This window comes from Leisingera sp. ANG59 (assembly GCF_013317235.1).
Lineage (GTDB): Bacteria > Pseudomonadota > Alphaproteobacteria > Rhodobacterales > Rhodobacteraceae > Leisingera.
Genome location: NZ_WLCM01000056.1, coordinates 1 through 20,170 on the forward strand (window position 1 = coordinate 1; position 20,170 = coordinate 20,170).

General features: G+C 60.1%; 17 protein-coding genes and 2 pseudogenes. 15 read left to right on the top strand and 4 right to left on the bottom strand.

Annotated features, from left to right (window positions below):
• Nucleotides 1-257: iron-containing alcohol dehydrogenase (locus tag GKC28_RS23800; RefSeq protein WP_174149435.1), on the top strand; the 257-nt coding region annotated here is incomplete at its 5' end.
• Between the two features lie 514 nt (nt 258-771).
• Nucleotides 772-1,989 carry an ethanolamine utilization protein EutH gene (gene eutH / locus GKC28_RS23805; RefSeq protein WP_174149436.1) on the top strand — a complete coding sequence of 406 codons (1,218 nt, stop codon included), beginning with the start codon at nt 772-774 and terminating at the stop codon, nt 1,987-1,989.
• Between the two features lie 213 nt (nt 1,990-2,202).
• Here the strand turns inward: eutH and GKC28_RS23810 are convergent, their stop codons facing one another.
• Complete coding sequence (locus GKC28_RS23810; protein ID WP_174149437.1) at nt 2,203-2,985, bottom strand: DeoR/GlpR family DNA-binding transcription regulator; 783 nt, start codon at nt 2,983-2,985, stop codon at nt 2,203-2,205.
• A gap of 150 nt (nt 2,986-3,135) precedes the next feature.
• Between GKC28_RS23810 and GKC28_RS23815 the strand changes: the two genes are divergently transcribed.
• From GKC28_RS23815 to GKC28_RS23825, 3 genes are all read left to right on the top strand, one after another.
• Nucleotides 3,136-5,559 (top strand): FAD-dependent oxidoreductase, encoded by a 2,424-nt coding sequence (locus tag GKC28_RS23815; protein WP_174149438.1) that lies wholly within the window; start codon nt 3,136-3,138, stop codon nt 5,557-5,559.
• 11 nt (nt 5,560-5,570) lie between these two features.
• Complete coding sequence (locus GKC28_RS23820; RefSeq protein ID WP_254604379.1) at nt 5,571-6,503, top strand: choline/ethanolamine kinase family protein; 933 nt, start codon at nt 5,571-5,573, stop codon at nt 6,501-6,503.
• Between the two features lie 67 nt (nt 6,504-6,570).
• Complete coding sequence (locus tag GKC28_RS23825) at nt 6,571-7,194, top strand: HAD family hydrolase (protein ID WP_174149439.1); 624 nt, start codon at nt 6,571-6,573, stop codon at nt 7,192-7,194.
• A gap of 328 nt (nt 7,195-7,522) precedes the next feature.
• On the opposite strand, the gene GKC28_RS23830 is transcribed toward GKC28_RS23825, so the two are convergent.
• The 3 genes and pseudogenes from GKC28_RS23830 to GKC28_RS23840 all read right to left on the bottom strand — a co-directional run.
• On the bottom strand, nt 7,523-7,780 hold the full coding sequence (locus GKC28_RS23830; RefSeq protein WP_174149440.1) for a hypothetical protein: 258 nt from the start codon (nt 7,778-7,780) through the stop codon (nt 7,523-7,525).
• Nucleotides 7,770-7,877: pseudogene (locus GKC28_RS23835) on the bottom strand (IS5/IS1182 family transposase); the annotation flags it as partial. The pseudogene GKC28_RS23835 and the gene GKC28_RS23830, both read right to left, overlap by 11 nt.
• Before the next feature lies 1 nt (nt 7,878).
• Nucleotides 7,879-8,058 (bottom strand): annotated as a pseudogene (locus GKC28_RS23840) (transposase); the annotation flags it as partial.
• A 186-nt stretch (nt 8,059-8,244) separates the two neighbouring features.
• Here GKC28_RS23840 and GKC28_RS23845 point away from each other — a divergent pair.
• From GKC28_RS23845 to GKC28_RS23890, 10 genes are all read left to right on the top strand, one after another.
• Entirely contained in the window at nt 8,245-8,736 is a 492-nt protein-coding gene (locus GKC28_RS23845; protein ID WP_174149441.1) for an Lrp/AsnC family transcriptional regulator, read from the top strand.
• A 161-nt stretch (nt 8,737-8,897) separates the two neighbouring features.
• Complete coding sequence (locus GKC28_RS23850) at nt 8,898-10,040, top strand: glycine cleavage T C-terminal barrel domain-containing protein (RefSeq protein ID WP_174149442.1); 1,143 nt, start codon at nt 8,898-8,900, stop codon at nt 10,038-10,040.
• A gap of 24 nt (nt 10,041-10,064) precedes the next feature.
• Complete coding sequence (locus tag GKC28_RS23855) at nt 10,065-10,514, top strand: OsmC family protein (protein WP_174149443.1); 450 nt, start codon at nt 10,065-10,067, stop codon at nt 10,512-10,514.
• A gap of 23 nt (nt 10,515-10,537) precedes the next feature.
• Entirely contained in the window at nt 10,538-11,338 is an 801-nt protein-coding gene (locus tag GKC28_RS23860; protein WP_174149444.1) for an enoyl-CoA hydratase, read from the top strand.
• A 4-nt stretch (nt 11,339-11,342) separates the two neighbouring features.
• Complete coding sequence (locus tag GKC28_RS23865) at nt 11,343-12,977, top strand: acyl-CoA synthetase (protein ID WP_174149445.1); 1,635 nt, start codon at nt 11,343-11,345, stop codon at nt 12,975-12,977.
• Nucleotides 12,978-13,430: 453 nt separating this feature from the next.
• Nucleotides 13,431-14,399, top strand: coding sequence for a carbon-nitrogen hydrolase family protein (locus GKC28_RS23870; RefSeq protein ID WP_174149446.1), 969 nt, complete (start codon nt 13,431-13,433; stop codon nt 14,397-14,399).
• A gap of 50 nt (nt 14,400-14,449) precedes the next feature.
• Nucleotides 14,450-17,194 carry an aminotransferase class I/II-fold pyridoxal phosphate-dependent enzyme gene (locus GKC28_RS23875; protein WP_254604380.1) on the top strand — a complete coding sequence of 915 codons (2,745 nt, stop codon included), beginning with the start codon at nt 14,450-14,452 and terminating at the stop codon, nt 17,192-17,194.
• Nucleotides 17,195-17,249: 55 nt separating this feature from the next.
• A complete protein-coding gene (locus GKC28_RS23880; RefSeq protein ID WP_174149447.1) occupies nt 17,250-18,701 on the top strand; it encodes a biotin carboxylase in 1,452 nt (483 codons plus the stop codon).
• Between the two features lie 5 nt (nt 18,702-18,706).
• Entirely contained in the window at nt 18,707-19,699 is a 993-nt protein-coding gene (locus GKC28_RS23885; RefSeq protein WP_174149448.1) for a C45 family autoproteolytic acyltransferase/hydolase, read from the top strand.
• A 291-nt stretch (nt 19,700-19,990) separates the two neighbouring features.
• Nucleotides 19,991-20,170: DUF6429 family protein (locus GKC28_RS23890; protein WP_174149449.1), on the top strand; the 180-nt coding region annotated here is incomplete at its 3' end.

Consider the following 20,170-nt stretch of genomic DNA (forward strand, 5'->3'; position numbering starts at 1 on the left):
GTGATTGCGTGATTGCCGACCGGTTCAACATGGCGGCGGCCTATCTGGGCATCGAAGGCGGTTTCGACGGGTTCCGGGCCTTCGTGCAGGAGCTGAACGACTCCTTGGGCATCCCGCGCAGGCTGGGCGAACTCGGTGTCACCGCCGAAGCGATCCCAGAGCTGGTCAAGGGCGCCATCATTGACCCCTCCTGCGGCGGCAACCCCATTGAGCTGACCGAGGAGAACCTCGCCCAGCTGTTCAAGGCTGCACTGTAAGTCACTGTCCCCAACTGCTCCGGCGGGTTCGCCCGCTGGAGGCTTTTCATTTTGGATGCCTGAGCCGGCCAAGTCCGTAACCCTGATTGCTGCGCGGCTATGGCATTTTCTGGCATCCTCATATGGCAGAGAGGTCGTCCGCCCGGTCTGCGGTGCGCATGCTGAATGCAAGTCATTTGCAGTCCTTTGCATAGGTGTTCAGCGGCGTCGCGGACAAGGTATCAGGCTGTAGCACGCTTGTCTGGCACATTGGTTGGGAGCCGAATACCGCTAGAGGAGAGCAGGTGAAATAGGTCTTCGGCCCTCGATTTGAACTCAGTTGCAGAGATCCAAACCCATAGGAACATTCTGGCGGAACAGGATGCGATCGTGGCCTGCTTGTTCAGGATCCTTAGCCGGAACAGCAGTCCTGAAAGGCATGAAGTCAGAAAAGGCGGTGCCGTAGTTGCAATGAGCATTATCGCTGTAACCGGGTGAGCGCGTCCGGTTGCAGCCCTCAACAGGGAGACCCGAAATGGCCGAAATCGGCACTTATGTAATCTACGTAATCATGATCTGCGCTCTGATCGGCGCGGTCGCGTCGATTGTCGACAGCGAGAGCGACCTTGGAAAGGAGTTCACGGCAGGGCTCCATTCCATTGGCCACATCTTTATTCCCGTTGCCGGGATCATGGCCTCGATCCCCTATATCTCAGCGTTTACCACCACGGTGATCGGCCCGCTGTTTCAAGCGCTGAATGCCGATCCTGCTATGGCAGCAAGCTCAATTATTGCGGTGGATATGGGGGGGTACCAGCTGGCGAAGGACCTTGCGCAGTCGCAGGAAGGGTGGATCATGGCTTCCCTCACCGGGTTCATGGCTGGCGCAACGATCATCTTCACCATTCCCGTTGGTCTCGCCATGCTGGACAAGGATGATCATCAGTATATGGCTGTGGGGACAATGTGCGGTGTTTTGTCAATTCCGGTTGGCGTGCTCGTCTCCTGCCTTGCGCTGTCAGTAATGGAGATCAGCGTCCGCCCTGATATCGCTGCAACTGGAGATGCAACCTACCGTCTTGCGATGAATTCGCTGCAGGTCATGTACAACATCTTGCCGCTGATTGTTTTCTGCCTAGTGCTGGCGGCATGCCTGAAGCTGTTTCCAGAGACGATGATCCGTCTGTTTCTAGGCTTCGGGCGGGTGATGTATGCGGCAATCACGATTGTCCTTGCGTTCTCTATCGTCGAATACTTCACCGGCGCCTTCAGCACGAATTTCGGGCATTGGGGCTTCGCGCCGATCATCGCGGATGCCGAAGACCAGTTCCGCGCGCTGGAGATTGCCGGGTACATCGGAATCATGCTGTGCGGTGCATTTCCGATGGTCTATCTGATGAACCGCTTCTTGCAGCGCCCCATGATGTGGTTGGGCGGCCGGCTCGGCCTGTCTTCCGAGGGTACTGCAGGCCTCCTGGCCGCAGCGGCAAATGTGCTGGCCATGTTCCGCCTGGTCAAGGATATGCCGCCGCGCGACAAGGTGCTGGTCATTTCCTTCGCTGTATGCGGCGCCTTCATGTTCGGTGACCATCTGGCGTTTTCTGCCAACTTCCAGCCGACACTCATCATGCCGCTGCTGTTGGGTAAACTTGCCGGCGGAGCGGCGGGTTTCACAATAGCAATGACACTCAGCGGCTTCCGCAGGGATGAAGCACCGGAGAACTTGAGTGCCAGCGTTGCTGGTTGGGAATAAGGGTGCAGTCAACAAGGGGGGCGGGTGCAAAATCTGCCCCTCTTGTTGGTCAGTGCGCACGCGAAACCGAAGGCGGCCGGGGTAGGCGCGGCATTCGCAATGGTTGGGCGGATAATGGATTGTTCGCAGAGTGACCGGGGATGAAGGGCGCACTGTGATGAGCGCTGATGTGCTGGGTGCCGTTGCACTGCCAGCATTTCAGTTTCAATCGTTTCAGCCCGAGTTCTGTTGTTGCGAAAATTCCGCGATCAAAAGCTTTGCTTGGCTGGGAAAGTCCTGAAAGGCCGGCGGCGGTGTCCGGTCCGTAATGATCAAGTCATTTGCCGCAAGCTCTGGCAGGCGCAGCGCCGGATTGGCGCCGGGATCGCTGAACTTTGTGGAACCGACCGCCATGATAGTTTGCTCAGCGGCCTCTTTCATGGCTGCGGCCATATCCACCTCGCACTGGTCAAACACCATAAATCCGTGGCTTGGGTGGACCAGAGAGGCAGAGAGCACGGCAGTTTCCACCGAGACATTGGCGATCACATCGTATGCAGCCCGGTCGAAAGCCGCGCCATCGTGGTTGCGCAGCTGCGTACCCGCCATGAACACCCGGTTGCCTTCCTCCATTGCAAGTGTGGCGGCGATATACGCCGAATTCGTCACCACCGTGAGGTCCCTTCGCGCGCGCAGCGCTTGCGCAACAAAGCCGGACGTGGAGCCCGTATCAATAGCGACTGCTGAACCATCGGGAATCCGGGCGGCAACGGCATTGGCTATCGCTACCTTCGCCACCCGGTTTTGGGTCATGCGGGCCATGAACGGCGGGTCCAGAACATTCTGGGTGCTGACCAGCGCGCCATGCACCTTGGAGAGGCGCCCGTCTTCGACCATGGGCTTCACGATTCGCCGGACGGTCTGATCCGAAACCTGCAGGATCCGGGCCAGATCCATGACCGAAACCCGCCCGTGCAGGTTCACGGTGTTGAGAATGTCTTGCTCGTATTTCGACATTTTTTGACGCTTTTATGTTGCCTGTTGGAGCTTAGGGCCAGTTTTTCCTGCAATCAACCGACAAATTTCAACGATTAAGCATGACAAATGTTGATTTATGTTGAAATGAGAGATTTGATTTCGCCAACGATCTTGCAACGGGGAAACGTCATGACCACTCACTCAGCCAAGCATCTCATCATTGGCGGCGGCATCATCGGATGTTCCATCGCCTATCATCTGGCCCGGGCAGGCGAGAAAGACGTGGTTCTGCTGGAAAAGGCGTCGCTGACGGAAGGCGCCACCTGGCATGCGGCCGGCCTGGTCGGGCAGTTGCGTTCCTCGCGCAATACCACCCGGATGCTGAAACGTTCGGTGGCGCTCTATGACCGGCTGGCCAGCGAGACCGGCATGGTGTTCGACTGGAAGAAAGTGGGCAGCCTGCGCCTGGCTGCTACCAAGGAGCGGCTGCTGGAAGCCAAGCGGCTGGCGACGATGGCGCGCAGTTTCGATCTGGAAATGGAGATCATCACAGCAGCCGAAGCCAAGGAGCTGTTCCCCTATATCGATGCGGAAGGCCTGGAAGGAGCCGCGTTCGTTCCTTCGGATGGCCATGTGGATCCCGCCAGCCTCTGCCAGGCGATTGCGGCCGGGGCCCGCATGCACGGTGCGCAAATCCGCCAGGGCGTCAAGGTCGAGGATTTCGAGCTGAAGGACGGCCGCATTTCCAGGGTGATGACGTCCGAGGGAGACTACGACGCCGAAACCGTTATCCTGGCCACGGGAATGTGGAGCCGGGAACTGGCCGCAAAACTCGGGGTCGTGGTTCCGGCCTGCGCGGTCGAGCACCAGTACATCGTGACCGAACCGCTGCCCCGGCCGGAGCTGGTCAAAGGGCTGCCGACGCTGCGCGACCCGGAGCGGCTGGTCTATTACAAGCCGGACGCCGGCGGGCGGCTGGTGATCGGCGGTTATGAAGAGGGGACGCTGCCCTTTGGCGACAACGGCATCCCGGGTGAGTTCGTGCGCCAGCTGCTGCCGGACAATCTGGACAGGTTTGCCCCGCTGGCGGAGCTGGCAGGCCAGGTCACGCCGGTCGTCAACGAGGTCGGAATCCGCCAGGTCATCAATGGCCCGATCCCCTATTCCGCAGATGGCGATTTCGTCATGGGCTGGGCGCCCGAACTGAAGAACCTGATGCTGTCGACCGGCTTCCTTTACGGCATTGCCGCTGGCGGCGGCGCCGGGGAAATCATTGCGGAATGGATATTGGAGGGCCGGCCGAGCCTGGATCTGTGGCCGCTGGATGTGCGCCGCTTCAGCCCGCACCACGCCACCCGCGCTTTCATGTATCCCCGGGCGGTGGAGCATTACGCGCATCATTACAAGATGCGCTATCCGGGCCAGGAGGCGGAAACCGCCAGGAATCTGCGCCTGTCGCCGCTGCATGACCGGCTGAAGCAGCATGGCGCGGTGTTCGGGTCGAAGAACGGCTGGGAGCGCCCGCTGTGGTTTGCCCCCGAGGGCGTCGAGCCGGTGGATCAGCTGGATTTCCTGAACCCGGGCTGGAAGGCCTTTGCCGAACAGGAGCACAAGGCCGCGCGGGAAGGCGTTGTGCTGATCGACCAGTCCAGCTTCTCCAAATTCGAGCTGATCGGCCAGGGGGCATTGGCTGCCATTCAGAACCTCGCAGTATCCAACATGGACACGCCGGACGGCGCGGTGATTTACACGCAGCTTTGCAACGAGAAAGGCGGCACCGAGGCGGACGTCACCGTCACCCGGCTGCGGCGCGATCATTTCTACATCGTGACGGGCGCCGGGTTCGGCGTGCATGATGCGGACTGGATCCGCCGCCACCTGCCCGAGGATGGATCGGCGCAGCTGATTGAAATGACCTCGGCCCGAGCGGTGATCAATATCTGCGGCCCCAAGTCGCGAGAGGTGCTGCAGGCGGTTGCGGAGGAAGATGTGTCCAACGGGGCCTTTCCGTTTGCAACCGTGCGGGAGATCACGCTGGGCGCCGCCAAGGTGCGCGCAGCCAGGATCGGCTATACCGGCGAGCTGGGATGGGAGCTTCATGTCCCGGCGGAATTCGCCCTGCATGTCTATGACCTGCTGTGGCAGGCCGGGCAGGAACACGGCATCCGCGATATCGGTTACCGGGCCATCGAGTCGCTGCGGCTTGAAAAAGGCTATGTCTACTGGAGCGCCGATATCACTCCGGATTTTTCCCCTGTCGAGGCCGGTCTGGGCGCCCGTGTGCATTTGAAGTCCAAAGGGGATTTCCTGGGCCGCACGGTTCTGGAACGGCAGAAAGGGCAGGGGATCGGCCAGCGTCTTTGCACCTTTGCCGCGGAGGAGCGGCTGCCGATGACAGGCGGCGAAACCATCCTGCATCAGGGGGCTGCGGTGTCTCTGGCCTGCAGCGGCGGCTATGGTCCCACGGCCGGCAAGACGATCGTCTACGGCTACCTTCCGGCGGAACTGGCCGGGGAAAGGGGTTTTGAGCTGGAACTGTTCGGAGAGCGCCGCGCGCTGCGCAGGGTGGACGGGCCGCTTTATGACCCCGCCAATCACCGCCTGAAAGCCTGAGGGAGGCCGCAATGAATATGGAACAAGTCACCCGGATTACCGAAGCGTTGCAAAATCTTAAGGGGTTTGCAGGCCTTGATGCACAGGCGCTGGAGGTGCAGCGCCTGGGAGGTTTGACCAATCTGGTCTACCGCGTGGAAGGCGGGCCGCAGGCAGTGATCGTGCGTATTCCCGGAGAAGGCACTGAAGAATATATCGACCGCTCTGTGGAAATCAATAACGCGCAGGTTGCAGCAGACGCCGGGGTCGGGCCAGCGGTCCTGTGGGCGGATCCTGCAACCGGCGTGATGATCAGCCAGTGCATTCCGGATATTGCCACCATGACCCCGGAACTATTTGCCGGACGCCCGGGGTCGGCGGTCCGGGCAGGAAAGGCTCTGCGTCGATTGCATGATGCGCCGGCCCCCTTCAAGTTCCGGTTCGAGCTGTTTTCGATGATCAGCGGCTATATGGAGGTGCTGGCCGCCAAAAACGCCAGCCTTCCCGAAGGCTATGCCGAGGTGGTCGCCGAAGCGGCTCCGATCAGGGAACTGCTGAAGGCACGGCCCGGCAAACTGGTGCCCAGCCACTGCGATCCGCTTTGCGAGAACTTCCTGGATAACGGCGACCGGATGTGGATTGTCGATTTCGAATACTCGGGCATGAATGATGCGCTGTGGGATCTGGGCGATCTGTCAGTTGAGGCAGGCATGACCGAGACCCAGGAACGGGAAATGCTGACGGCCTATCTCGGCGCCCCGCCGGGTGCTGCGCAATACGGGCGGATGGTGATCTACAAAGCGATGTGCGATCTGCTCTGGACGCTCTGGGGGCTGATCCAGCACGCGGACGGCAACCCGGCGGAGGATTTCTGGGCCTATGCCACCAACCGTTTTGCGCGCTGCAAAACCCTTATGCTCGCGCCCTCCTTTGCGGACCATCTGGCCGCCGTTGCTGCTGAATAGCCAGCAGTTCCGTCTCTAACTTGCAGCCTGCATGCCGCACAGCACGCAGCCCAGCCTGGGGAATATCTTGGTCGTTTTTGACTTCGACGGTGTGATCGCAGACTCGCTTGAAATTTGCGCAAGGGCCTGCATCCACGCAGCCAGGCGGCAGGGCTGTACCCGCCCGCTGGCGGAAAACCCGTTTGCTGACCTGGAGCAGGTCAGTTTTGAAGGGCTGGCCGCGAAGCTGGGCCTCAATACCCGGGCCTTTGCAGCGGATGCCTGCGGTTATCTTGAACACTGCCGGGAGATTGCACCGCTGATTCCGGGCATGGCTGAAACTTTGCGTCAAGTGGCGTCGAACGGCCCGCTCTGCATTCTGTCGGCGTCGCCCCGCAGCACCATAGAACCATTCCTCCGGTTTCACGGCTGCAGCGGCTATGTATGCAAAATAATCTCCAGGGACATTCCGGGAAGTAAAGCAGCAAAGCTGATGAGGCTAAAAAAAACGCAGCCGCCTATATGCATGATTGGTGATGGGGTGAGCGATATCCTAGCCGCGAAACAAGCAGGAGTTCCGGCAGTCGGTGTATCCTGGGGGTGGCAGCCCGCAAGGGTGCTGGCTGAGGCCGGGGCGGAGCTTATTGCAGAAACGCCTTCCGACATTAAATATCTATTTCGAACTACGATTGCGGGATTATCGGGTGAATAATGGACGCCTCTTACGCCTCTTACGCCGGTTTTCCATAATGCTATTGAGGCAGGAGGCACAAAGGTTGTTTTGGCGTTTTTGCGCTACGGAAGTCGACGGCAACGATCTATCGCGAAATTGCGATAGTGCATGCAAATAATCCGGCTCGGGTGAAATAGTGCCCAAATCCTGCTTACGGAACCAGCGTTTCCGGCCAACCCCTCGCCACCCGCGGGGGCTTTGTCGGTTCCGGCTGCCCAAAAAACATCAGCGCCTGCAGTGACGCCGCCGCCTCCTACCGCACCGCCGGCGCGTTCTGGGACCCGGAATGATCGGTGATCAACTCCTGCTACCGGGCCGGCAGGCTCGGATGCAGCCGCAGGACAGGGGGTTCCGGGTAGTCCGCGATGACCGCCTCTAGGCGGGCCGTCTCGCCCTCCAGCTCAGGCAGCTTGTTCTTCATTGAAACGGTGTACCTGCCGCCCTCGATAGCTGTCAGAATGTTTGCGATCCGGCTTTCATCCTCCTTGAGGGATCGTTCGGCCTTCTGCCGGTCATGGTAGGCGCCCGCTGCAGCGTCGTTGAAGGCGGGGCGGTATGCGGGCAAAGATGCCCTTGTCGCTCCACGGCCTCGAACGGTTGTACAAGATCTTGTGCGGGCTGTATTCTTTGGGCGCATCACGCCAGTGCAAGCCATTGCGATTGCTCGAGCTCCCTGAGCCGTTTCATCCCGGGTGGCATCAGGCCAGCGTATTTTCTCCTCCAGTTGAAGAATATCGCCGTTTTGATCCCGGCCTCGCGGCAGATATCGACCACCAAGGTGCCTTCCTCCACCTGCTTGCTGATTAACGCCTTCTGCGCGTCCGTGAACTTTGATGCCTTCATGTGGTTCCGCTCCTCTTCCAGCCAAGGGTTCTCTGCGCAAGACTCCAATCAAAATCGGGGACGTTTCCGGTGATCACATCAGGTGGCCTGTGCCCCAACCAGTCTTACTGGAGCAAGATGTTGCTTCCGGGTTTTCGTTGGTGATTGTATTGGAAAGCCGAACCCTGCTTTGAAAGGCTTTGATGCATGGACAAGTTTAGCCTCGATGCGACCGATATCCGCATCCTCAGCGCAGTCCAGAAACACGGCCAGCTGAGCAAAACCAAGCTGGCGGAAATTGTCAACTTGTCGCCAACCCCGTGCTGGGCCCGCCTTACGAAACTAAAGGCAGCGGGGTTCATCCGTGGCTACCACGCCGACATCGCACTCGACCGGGTCTGTGATTTCACCCAGGTGGTCGTGACCGTCTCTCTCACGCACCACCGCAAGGCCGACTTCGACCGTTTCGAGGCGCATATCAGGAAGCTGGACGAGGTCACCGAGTGCATCGCCACGGGCGGCGGCATGGACTACGTCCTGAAGGTCTTTGCTCCAAACCTGGCAGCCTTTCAGGAGGTGATGGAAAGCTTGCTGGCCGCAGAACTGGGGATTGACCGCTACATGACCTACATCGTGACGCGCCAGGTCAAATCCGCCCAGCCGAATCTCTCCGGGCTGGCGGCCAGGCCGGGTAAATGAGGGACCCCGCCTGAACGGCCTGCCCGCCTGCCTGACATCAGTCCGTTCGGTCTGTCCGCGGCTTGTTTTCAGTCCGCACCCGGCCTGCCTGTGCGGGTAATCCTTCACCCAGTTCAAACAGTCCGCGGCTGATCGGGCCGCCGGTGCAAAGGGTGAAAGACATGATGCAATCAGACGGTTTCGGATTCGGCACACAGATCCGCAAATCCCCCTATTTCGACGCCACCGTCCGCTGGGGCGCCAAGGGGTTCTCGGTGTACAACCACATGTACATTCCGCGTGACTTCGGCGATCCGGAGCAGAACTTCTGGAACCTGGTGAACGACGCGATCCTGTGTGACGTGGCGGTCGAGCGCCAGGTGGAGATCACCGGCCCGGATGCGGCGAAATTCGTGCAGATGCTGACCCCGCGCGACCTGTCGAAAATGGCTGTGGGCCAGTGCAAATACGTGCTGATCACCAATGCCGACGGCGGCATCCTGAACGACCCGATCCTGCTGCGGCTGGCGGAAAACCACTTCTGGATTTCGCTGGCCGACAGCGACATCCTGCTGTGGGCGCAGGGCGTGGCGGTGCATTCCGGCATGGATGTCAGCATCTGCGAACCCGATGTTTCGCCGCTGCAGCTGCAAGGCCCGAAGTCCGGCCTGATCATGCAGGAGCTGTTCGGCGACAGCATCCTGGACCTGAAATACTACTGGTTGCGCGAAGTCGAGCTGGACGGCATTCCGCTGATCGTGTCGCGCACCGGCTGGTCCAGCGAGCTGGGCTATGAGCTGTATCTGCAGGACGGGTCGCGCGGCGACGAGCTGTGGGAAAAAATCATGGCGGCGGGCAAACCCTTCGGCCTGCAGCCCGGTCACACCTCCTCGATCCGGCGCATCGAAGGCGGCATGCTGTCCTATCACGCCGATGCCGACATCCACACCAACCCGTTTGAGGTGGGTCTCGGCCGCCTGATCGGCCTGGACATGGAAGCGGACTTCATCGGCAAGGCGGCTCTGCGTCGGATCAAGGAAGAAGGCGTCAGCCGCAAACAGGTCGGCCTGGTCATCGATTGCGCCCCCCTCAAAGGCCCCAACACCACTTTCTGGGAGATCACCAAAGATGGCGGCACCATCGGCAAAGTGACTTCGGCGGTCTACTCGCCGCGCCTGGAGAAGAACATCGCGCTGGCGATGGTCTCGGCCGGGAGTTCCGAACTGGGCACCGAAGTCGACGTGATGACTGCCAGCGGCCCGGCACGGGCCACGATCGTCGAGATCCCCTTCTACGACCCCAAGAAATCGCTCGCTGCAAGCTAAACGCCGGAACGAGGACTTACGGAAATGTCGGATATTTCGATCGATCTGCACTGGCAGCGTATTGAGCCCGAGCTCAAGCCCGGCGCCTACACGGCCGAGCATACCGTTCAGCTCAACAACGGCTACGACGTGCAAGTGGACGCCGCCCCCGACTATGGCGGCGATCCAAGCTGCACCAACCCCGAACAGGCGCTGGCGTCGGCGCTGTCGAGCTGCCACATGCTGACCTTTCTTGCTCTGGCCGCCAAGGCGGGCTGGCCGGTAGCCAGCTACCATGATCACGTGGTGGCGCATCTGGGCAAGAACCCGAAGGGCAAAATGTCGGTGACCCGACTGGAAATGCACCCGCTGGTGCGGTTCGACACCGGCTTTCAGGTCAATGATGCCGAACTGGCACAGATGCAGGACCGGGCGCACCGCTACTGTTTCATTGCCAATACGCTGGCTGACTTCGTCGAGATCAGCATTCACTGACCCTCAAAACAGGAGAGAGCCCCGTGCAAGACACCGAAATCCTGCTGCGCGACCTGGATGACGATGGCATCCTGCGCCTGACCCTGAACGATGCCGGGCGGCGCAATGCGCTGTCCGAGGCAATGCTGGCGGCGCTGGCCGAAGCCTTTGCCGAAGCGGGGGAAAACCCGAAGGTGCGTGTTGTCGTCCTGGCGGCAAACGGCCCGGCCTATTGCGCCGGGCATGACCTGAAGGAGATGACCGCCGGGCGCGCGGCTGCGGATGGCGGGCGGGCCTATTTTGCCAAGGTGATGGCGATGTGCTCTGCTACCATGCAGGCCATCGTCAACTGCCCCAAGCCGGTGATCGCCGAGGTCACCGGGATCGCCACCGCAGCGGGCTGCCAGCTGGTGGCCAGCTGTGACCTGGCCGTTGCTGCGGACACCGCGCGGTTCAGCACGCCGGGGGTTCATATCGGGTTGTTCTGCTCGACGCCGATGGTGGCCCTGTCACGCAATGTGCCCAGCAAGCACGCCATGGAAATGCTGCTGACCGGCGACATGACCCCGGCCCGGCGGGCAGAAGAGATCGGCCTGATCAACCGCGCCGTCCCGCCTGCGGAGTTGCGGGAAGCCACGATGGAAATGGCCCGCAAGATCGCCTCCAAGTCGGTGATGACCCTGGCCACCGGCAAACGCGCTTTCTATGCGCAGCGGGAAATGCCGCTGGCCGACGCCTATAATTATGCCTCCGGCGTGATGGTCGACAACATGCTCGCCCGCGATGCCGAAGAGGGCATCGGCGCCTTCCTCGAAAAACGCAGCCCCCAATGGCAGGATCAATAGGACCATGACGGAAAACCCGTACAACACCGGTCTGGACCGCACCCCCGCGAACTATCAGCCGCTGACGCCGCTGACCTTCCTGGAACGAGCCGCCACCGTCTTTCCCGGCCGCACGGCGATCGTGCACGGCGCCTTGCGGCGCAGCTATGCGGAGTTTTACGCGCGTTCGCGGCGGCTTGCCTCGGCCCTGGCCAAGAACGGCATTGGCCGCGGCGACACCGTGTCGGTGCTGCTGCCCAATACACCGGCGATGCTGGAATGCCATTACGGAGTGCCGATGTGCGGCGCGGTGCTGCATTCGATCAACACGAGGCTCGATGCGGCGGTGATCGCGTTTCAGCTTGACCACGCAATGTCGAAACTGGTGATCGCCGACAGCGAGTTCATGCCGCTGATGCAGGAAGCACTGGCGCTTGCCACGGTGTCGCCGGTCCTGATCCAGTACGACGACCCGGAGTACGACGGCCCGCGCTCCGACGCGGAGGCTGCCGACTACGAGGTGTTCCTGACCCGCGGCAACCCGGACTTTGCCTGGCGGATGCCGGAAGACGAATGGGATGCAATCTCGATCAACTACACCTCCGGCACCACCGGCGACCCCAAGGGCGTGGTCTCGCACCACCGCGGCGCCTATCTGCTGGCGCAGGGCAACGCGCTGACCACCTCGATGCAGAAACACGCGGTCTATCTCTGGACTCTGCCGATGTTCCACTGCAACGGCTGGTGCTTCCTCTGGACACTGTCCGCTATCGCCGGCACCCATGTGTGCCTGCGGCAGTTGCGGGCGGAACCGATCTGGAATGCTCTCGCGGACGAGGGGGTGACCCACCTGTGCGGCGCCCCCATCGTGATGTCGCTGCTGATCTCGGCACCGGAAGAGGCCAAACGCGATCTTGGCCAATCCGTGCAGTTCTTCACCGCCGCCGCGCCGCCGCCCGAAAGTCTGCTGGCGGAGATGAAGGCCGCCGGGTTCGACGTGACCCATCTGTACGGGCTGACGGAAACCTATGGTCCGGCGGTGGTCAATGACTGGCACAGCGACTGGTCGGATCTGCCGACCGCCGAACAGGCTGCGCTGAAGGCGCGCCAGGGCGTGCGCTACCTGCCGCTGGAGCAACTCGATGTGCTGGACCCGGAAACCATGCAGCCTGTGCCGCGCGACGGCCAGACCATGGGCGAGGTGATGTTCCGCGGCAACGTCGTGATGAAAGGCTACTTCCGCAGTCCCAAGGCCACCGAGGAAGCCTTTGCCGGCGGCTGGTTCCACTCCGGCGACCTGGGCGTCATGCATCCCGATGGCTATATCCAGCTCAAGGACCGGTCCAAGGACATCATCATCTCGGGCGGCGAGAATATCTCCTCGATCGAGGTCGAAGAGGCGCTTTACCGCCACCCGGCGGTTGCGGTTGCTGCCGTTGTGGCAATGTCGAATGAAAAATGGGGCGAAGCCCCCTGCGCCTTTGTCGAACTGGCTCAGGGCCAGGAGGCCGACGCGGAGGTCCTGCGCAGCTGGTGCCGAGAGCGGCTGGCGCCCTACAAGGTTCCGGGCAGGTTCGTGTTCATGGATATTCCCAGAACCTCGACCGGCAAGATCCAGAAATTTGCCCTGCGCGAGCAGGCAAGGGAATTCGCGACCTGACCTGGGGAGCAGCACACAAGCCAATGGAGTACACTGCATTGGTGATCTGCGAGGAGTGAAGTGGTAGCTGCTCCTGATGCCATCATAACGTTTTTTGGTGTTTTGTCAGTGTTGCGGAACGAGGGAAATGGCGAAGGGCGGAGCAGTAAGCGATGGTGAGGAATGAGTGGCAGCCAAGGCCCAACCTTACTCGCGCGATTTCGCCGCGGTTGCCAACTGCTGCCATTGCACGCTCGGGAAAGTGGGCTGGAAGTATGATTAAGCCTCGCTCCGGGTGAACGTGAGCCTCCCCGATTGAACTAATGAGATGAACTGCCTTGACACCTGCTGGCTCTTGACGCGAGGCTCTTCGCCTGCCTGACCGCAGGCCTGGAAATGAAGCATACGCTCTAGCCAAGAACGCGGACCATAAATAGACTGACTGCAACAAAGACAGTTGGAGAACCGCCCAATATGACACCTTTCGCTATTGCTGGTGTTCAGATGCATGTCTCTGCGCTTCACTCGAATGTCGAAGCCATGCGTCATAGAATTGAAATCTTGATGGCGCGGTTTCCCTGGACGCAGATGGTGCTGTTTTCCGAACTTGCTCCCTACGGGCCGCTGGATCAGTTTGCGCAACCCTTCCCCAACGATGCATTGCAGCAGTTTCAGGAGGATGCGCGGCGCTTTGGCATCTGGCTGATCCCGGGCTCCATGTTCGAAAAAACCGAAGACGGTCGGATTCTGAACACGTCTGTCGTGATCAACCCGGAAGGTGAGATTGTCGCCAAATATTCCAAGATGTTTCCGTTCCGCCCCTACGAGGCCGGAATTTCCGCGGGCACTGAGTTCTGCGTGTTCGACGTGCCCGGGGTGGGCCGGTTCGGCCTGTCGATTTGCTATGACATCTGGTTCCCGGAAACGACACGCCAGTTGACCAGCCAGGGTGTGGAGGTGCTGCTGCATCCGGTGCTGACAGGCACAACAGACCGCGAGGCAGAGATCGCCATCGCCCGGGCCACCGCGGCACAGTTTCAGTGCTATGTTTTTGATGTCAACGGGCTGAGCGCCGGTGGTGTCGGGCGTTCGTTGGTGGTGGACCCTTCGGCCACCGTGCTGCATCAGTCGGCGGGGCAGGAGGATATGTTCCCGATCGAGATCGATCTGGATCAGGTCCGCCGCCAGCGCGAGACCGGGCTCAAGGGGCTGGGCCAAGTGCTGAAGAGCTTCCGGGATCGAGAAGCGGAGTTCTCTGTTTACGACCGCACCAGCGGGGCCGATGCCTACCTGAAAACGCTGGGGCCGCTGGAGACACCCGGGCAGGGATCGCAGCGCGGGCTGCAAGCCTCTGACCCGCGCAGCTCGATAGAGCATTTTGAGCAGACGTTACATTCGCCGCATCAATTTTCTGTTTTTCCTGGAAAAACGGGCTCTGATTAACCGGACTGGAAGGCGGCGCAGGTCCTGACGCGACAGAAAGGAGGCAGGTTTTGAACTTGCAGCCGCAAAGGAAGGCTTTGCCGTCGATCCGGGATTATTATAGTGCAACCCAGCTGCGGGCGGACAGATGGAGCTCGCTGCGGGAAACTGCCGAGGGGCTGGCCCGGCGGCGTCAAGAAGGGCGTCAGAGCGACAAGCTGACTGCCACGGCAGAGCATCTGTTCGAAGTGCTGGCTCCGATTGAACGCTATTGGGCGTTTCCGGGCATTCATGCTTTTGAGCATTTGCGCAGACTGCTTCAGCACGGCAACGCGGAAGATCTGGCGGTGTCGGTGCGGCGTATCGCGCGGGCTCTGACCTCTGGGGCCTACCGGCGCCGGTCTATCCCGCTTTCTTCAGATGAGATCGATAACGAAGACTACGAGGACGAAGCGTCGCTCGCACCTGAGGCGCGGGCGCTGGGAAGGCCTTACTTCGAGGTGCTGATTGTTGATGACGTTTCAGAATCGCAGGAGCGCTTCCTGCGGCAGAACCTGTTGCGGATGCGGCGGATCGAAGATCCCTTCATTTATGAGCCTGTGATCGTGCCTTCGCTGGAGGATGCACTGATTGGCATCCTATTCAATCACAATGTGCAGGCGGTGGTGGTACGTCCGGGGCTGTCGCTGAAGTCCAAGATCGAACTGCCGATCCTGAACCAGTATCTGACACGCGTCAGCGAGGAGGAGGCGGTCGATTCTATCGACCCGCACGAATACGGCCCCGAGGCCTGCCGGTTGATCGAGAAAATCCGGCCCGAGCTGGATGCCTATCTGGTCACCGACCGTTCAGCCGAGGATATCGCCGGACTGGATCTGGGCCGCTGCCGCCGGGTGTTTTACAATCAGGAGGACTTCCAGGAGCTGCACCTGAACATCTTGCGGGGGGTGGACCGGCGCTACAAGTCACTGTTCTTCACCGCCCTCAAGGAGTATTCGAAACAGCCCACCGGTGTGTTCCACGCCATGCCGATCAGCCGCGGCAAGTCGATCAGCCGCTCGCATTGGATCCAGGACATGGGGGCGTTCTATGGCTCCAACATTTTCCTGGCTGAGACATCCGCCACATCCGGCGGGCTCGACAGCCTGCTGGAGCCGCGCGGCCCGATCAAGGAAGCCCAGGACATGGCGGCGCGCGCCTTTGGCGCCAAGCACACGTTCTTTGCGACAAATGGTACCTCCACCTGCAACAAGATCGTTGTGCAGTCGGTGGTCCGCCCTGGGGACATCGTGCTGGTGGACCGGGACTGCCACAAATCGCACCATTACGGAATGGTGCTGGCGGGGGCCAGTGTGGCCTACATGGACAGCTACCCGCTGCATGAGCATTCGATGTACGGGGCAGTGCCGCTCAGGGAAATCAAGCACACGCTCCTGCGGCTCAAGGCGGCAGGCAAGCTTGACCGGGTGCGGATGGTCCTGCTCACCAACTGCACCTTTGACGGCATTGTCTACAATGTGCGGCGGGTTATGGAGGAATGCCTGGCCATCAAGAAGGATCTGATTTTCTTGTGGGATGAGGCCTGGTTTGCATTTGCCCGCTTCGACCCGACCTACCGCCAGCGCACTGCGATGGGGGTGGCCAACACACTGCGGGAAACGCTGCGCAGCCCGGAGACGGTGAAGGCCTGGGAGGCGCAGCAGGAGATGCTGAAGGATGCGGACGAAGAGACCTGGCTGAACACCCGGCTGGTGCCACCTCCGGATGCGCGGGTGCGGGCCTACGCCACTCAGTCCACCCACAAGACGCTGACATCGCTGCGGCAGGGGTCGATGATCCATGTGAACGACCAGGACTTTAAGGGCGAGGTGGAGCAAGCCTTCCACGAAGCCTATATGACCCATACCTCGACTTCGCCAAATTATCAGATCATCGCTTCATTGGATGTCGGCCGCCGGCAAGTGGAACTGGAGGGTTTTGAGTTCGTCCAGAAGCAGATCGAAAGCGCGATGTCGATCCGCCGGGCGATCACCGAACACCCGCTGCTGAACAAGTATTTCAAGGTGCTGACCGCCGGGGACATGATCCCCGAACAGTTCCGCGAAAGCGGGGTGGAGGCCTATTACGACCCGGACCATGGCTGGATCGATAAATGGTCGATGTGGAGCCAGGACGAGTTTGTACTGGATCCGACCCGGGTAACTCTGGCGGTGGGCGGCACCGGCTGGGACGGCGACACCTTCAAGACGAAGATCCTGATGGACAAGTACGGGATCCAGATCAACAAGACCTCGCGCAACACCGTGCTGTTCATGACCAACATCGGCACCACCCGGTCTTCGGTTGCTTATCTGATCGAGGTGCTGGTTGAGATTGCCAACGATCTGGACGAGCTTCTGGACGATGCGTCCAAGATGGAGCGCCGGTCTTTTGACAACCGGGTGGCGGCGCTGGTGGAGCACGTGCCGCCGCTTCCGGATTTCAGCCGGTTCCACGATGCGTTCCGGGCGGGCAAGGACACGCCGGAGGGGGATATCCGAACTGCCTTCTTCCTCGCCTACAATGAGGATAACTGCGATTACATCCCGACAGATGACAGCCTGATGCAAAGGCTGGAGGCGGGTGAGGAACTGGTCTCCTCAAGTTTCATAATTCCCTATCCGCCCGGTTTTCCGATCCTGGTGCCCGGCCAGGTTATCAGTCCGGAAATCCTGTCGTTCATGCGGGCGCTGGATGTGAGTGAAATCCACGGTTTCCGTGCCGATCTGGGGCTGCGTGTATTCACCAAGGAGGCCTTGAAGTCCGCCAAGAAATAGACGCCGTCAAGAAACAGAAATCCAACGATAAATTGAATTCACTGGGAGACGATACATGCCGAAGAAAGTTCTGAACAACATTTCGGAGATCCGCCGCTATTTCCATACCAATACGGACCCGGTCTATTTTGTCTCAGCGACCAATTTCAATCTTCTTGGGCTCGACGAGTGGGTAAAGAATTTCAAGTACATCTGTTACATGGACTGTTTCGACGGCCGCCACCCCAACGTGCTGGTTCCGTCTGAACTGCCGCATGACGAATTCCAGTCTATCGAGGACATCAACAACTACTTGCTGCAGCACAAGGAAGTCGTTGACTATGTCAAGGCACGCGGCGGCAAGCCCAAGTTCGTGTTTCTCATGTTCGATGAAAAGACCGAGAAACTGGCCAAGGAACTGGGCGGCGAGGTCTGGTTCCCCAAGGCGAAGCTTCGGACCAAGATGGACAACAAGATCGAAACCGTGCGCGTCGGCAACAAGGCCGGTGTTCCCTCTGTGCCGAATACGCTGTCCAAGGTCGACAGTTATGATCACCTGAAGAAGATCTGCAAAAAGGCGGATCTGGGTGATGACCTGGTGCTGCAGAGCGCCTTCGGCGATTCAGGCCACACCACGTTTTTCATCAAGACCGAGGCCGACTTCCGCAAGCACGAGCATGAGATCGTCGGCCAGGGCGAAATCAAGATCATGAAGCGGATCGATTGCCGCGGCTCCGCGATCGAGGCCTGCTGCACCTCCGAAGGCACTATTGTTGGCCCGCTGATGACCGAGCTTGTCGGCTTTAAGGAACTGACGCCCTACCGCGGCGGCTGGTGCGGCAACGAAATCTTCTCGACGGCCTTCCCGCCGAAAACACGTGAGAAGGCGCGCGAACTGACCTTTAAGTTCGGCGAGCAGCTGCGCAAGGAAGGCTACCGCGGCTATTTCGAGCTGGATTTCCTGATCGACAAGAAGACCGGCGACATCTGGCTGGGTGAACTGAATCCGCGGATCACCGGGGCATCCTCGATGACCAACCACGCAGCCTTCGCCCACGCTGATGCGCCGCTGTTCCTGTTCCACCTGCTAGAATTCTCGAAAAAGCCGTTCAAGCTGGATGTGGAGGAGCTGAACGCGCGCTGGGCGGACCCGGACATGATCGACTCCTGGTCGCAGATGGTGATCAAGCACACCGAAGACACCGTGGACATCGTGACCAAGGCCCCGGAGTCCGGCATCTACAAGATGCTGCCGGACGGCCAGGTTGTATTTGACCGCTTCGACTACCACCGCCGCGCGGTGGAAAGCGAGGATGAGGCCTTCTTCCTGCGCATTTCGAATGCGGGCGATTATCGTTACGAAGGCGCTGATCTGGGCATTCTTGTCACCCGCGGCCGTTCGATGACCAAGGGCTTCCAGCTGACAGAGAAATCGAAACGCTGGATCGACGGCATCAAGAACGCATATTCGGCGCGGCCGTTGCCGTCAGCACAGGTCTTTGAGGACCCGGCGTTCAAGATTATGTAGGCTGAATGAGACTGACATTCCGCGCCATGCAGGAAACGGAGCCGGGGCAGGTGCTGTCCGGGCTCTTTGCCGAATACCGCACTGCTTATCTGAATTGGTGGGCAAGCGAAGGCCTTTCCGGCCGCCCGACCTATGCTGAATGCCGCCGTGCATTGCAAACGCATATGCCTGAGATGGTGGGGCTCTATGATCAGCTGTGCGCATCAGTTGGCGGCGGCGATCTAGAATCCCGGTTCCTCAGTTTCTATTGCCCGCCGCGCTATCTGGCCGGGTGCAGCCAGGCAATCTGGCCTGGTAAGGAACCCCTCCTGGTGCGCAACTATGATTACAACCCTTCGGCCTTTGACGCGGTGTACCTGAAGACCGGATGGAACGGGCGGCAGGTGATGGGCACCTCGGACGGCCTGTTCGGCTTGCTGGACGGAGTGAACGATGCCGGGCTCAGTGTCTCGCTTACGTTCGGCGGGCGCAGGGCTGTGGGCGACGGCTTCGGCGTGCCGCTCATCCTCAGGTATCTTTTGCAGACCTGTTCAACCATCAATGAGGCAAAGGACGCGCTGCGGCGCGTGCCCTGCCACATGAGCTATAATGTTACGGTGCTGGACCGTGACCGGAATTACTTCACCGCCTACCTTGCACCAGACCGTCCCACCCTCATCACCCATGCGGCGGTTGCAACCAATCATCAGGAACGCGTTGAATGGAGAAGCCATGCGCGTCTAACGGCCTCCGTTGAAAGGGAGCGGTTTTTGCTGCACCGGCTGACGCTGCATCCGGAAACCAAGGAAAAGTTTGTCGGAACGTTCCTCAAGCCGCCACTGTATTCCCTTGCCTTCGACAAGGGATTTGGCACGCTGTATACTGCAGCCTATCATCCAGTTGATTTGTCCGTGGAATTGCTCTGGCTTGGACGGACCTGGCGTAAAAAACTGGATCTGTTTGAACCCGGCCAATTGGGAATTGTCTACCCTGACCATCGCACGCAGCCAGTGGTGTAACGCCAGGCGCGTTCTCAACCAGGCGGGAAGGCTAGCTCTCGCGGGGGCAGGCTGGGTTAAATGCATTCACCCAGATGTAAGCGTGGCAACCTGTGCCGGGCTCTGTATTGCCGCCGGGCGGTTTCGGACCGGGATTCCGGCGTCCGGAAGAAAAGTCCTTTCGCGGTCCTGAACTGGTGTGACCCTAAAGAACTCGCGGTAATGCAGTGTCAGGGTCGAGGAACTGGCATAGCGTAAGGCTCCGGCGAAGACCGCGGTCCCATTGGCGCTGTGATGTGATACCCGTTGTTCATGGAGATCGACGAGGACAAGATCGACGACGCGGTTCTGGGACTGCTCTGGTTGACGCTGCATGATGAGCGTCGCGCCTGGAAGGGAATGGACTGGTCGGCACTGGATCGATTGCATCGGAAGGGTTTGATCCATGACCCGGTTAACCGGGCCAAATCTGTCGTGCTGACTGATGAAGGG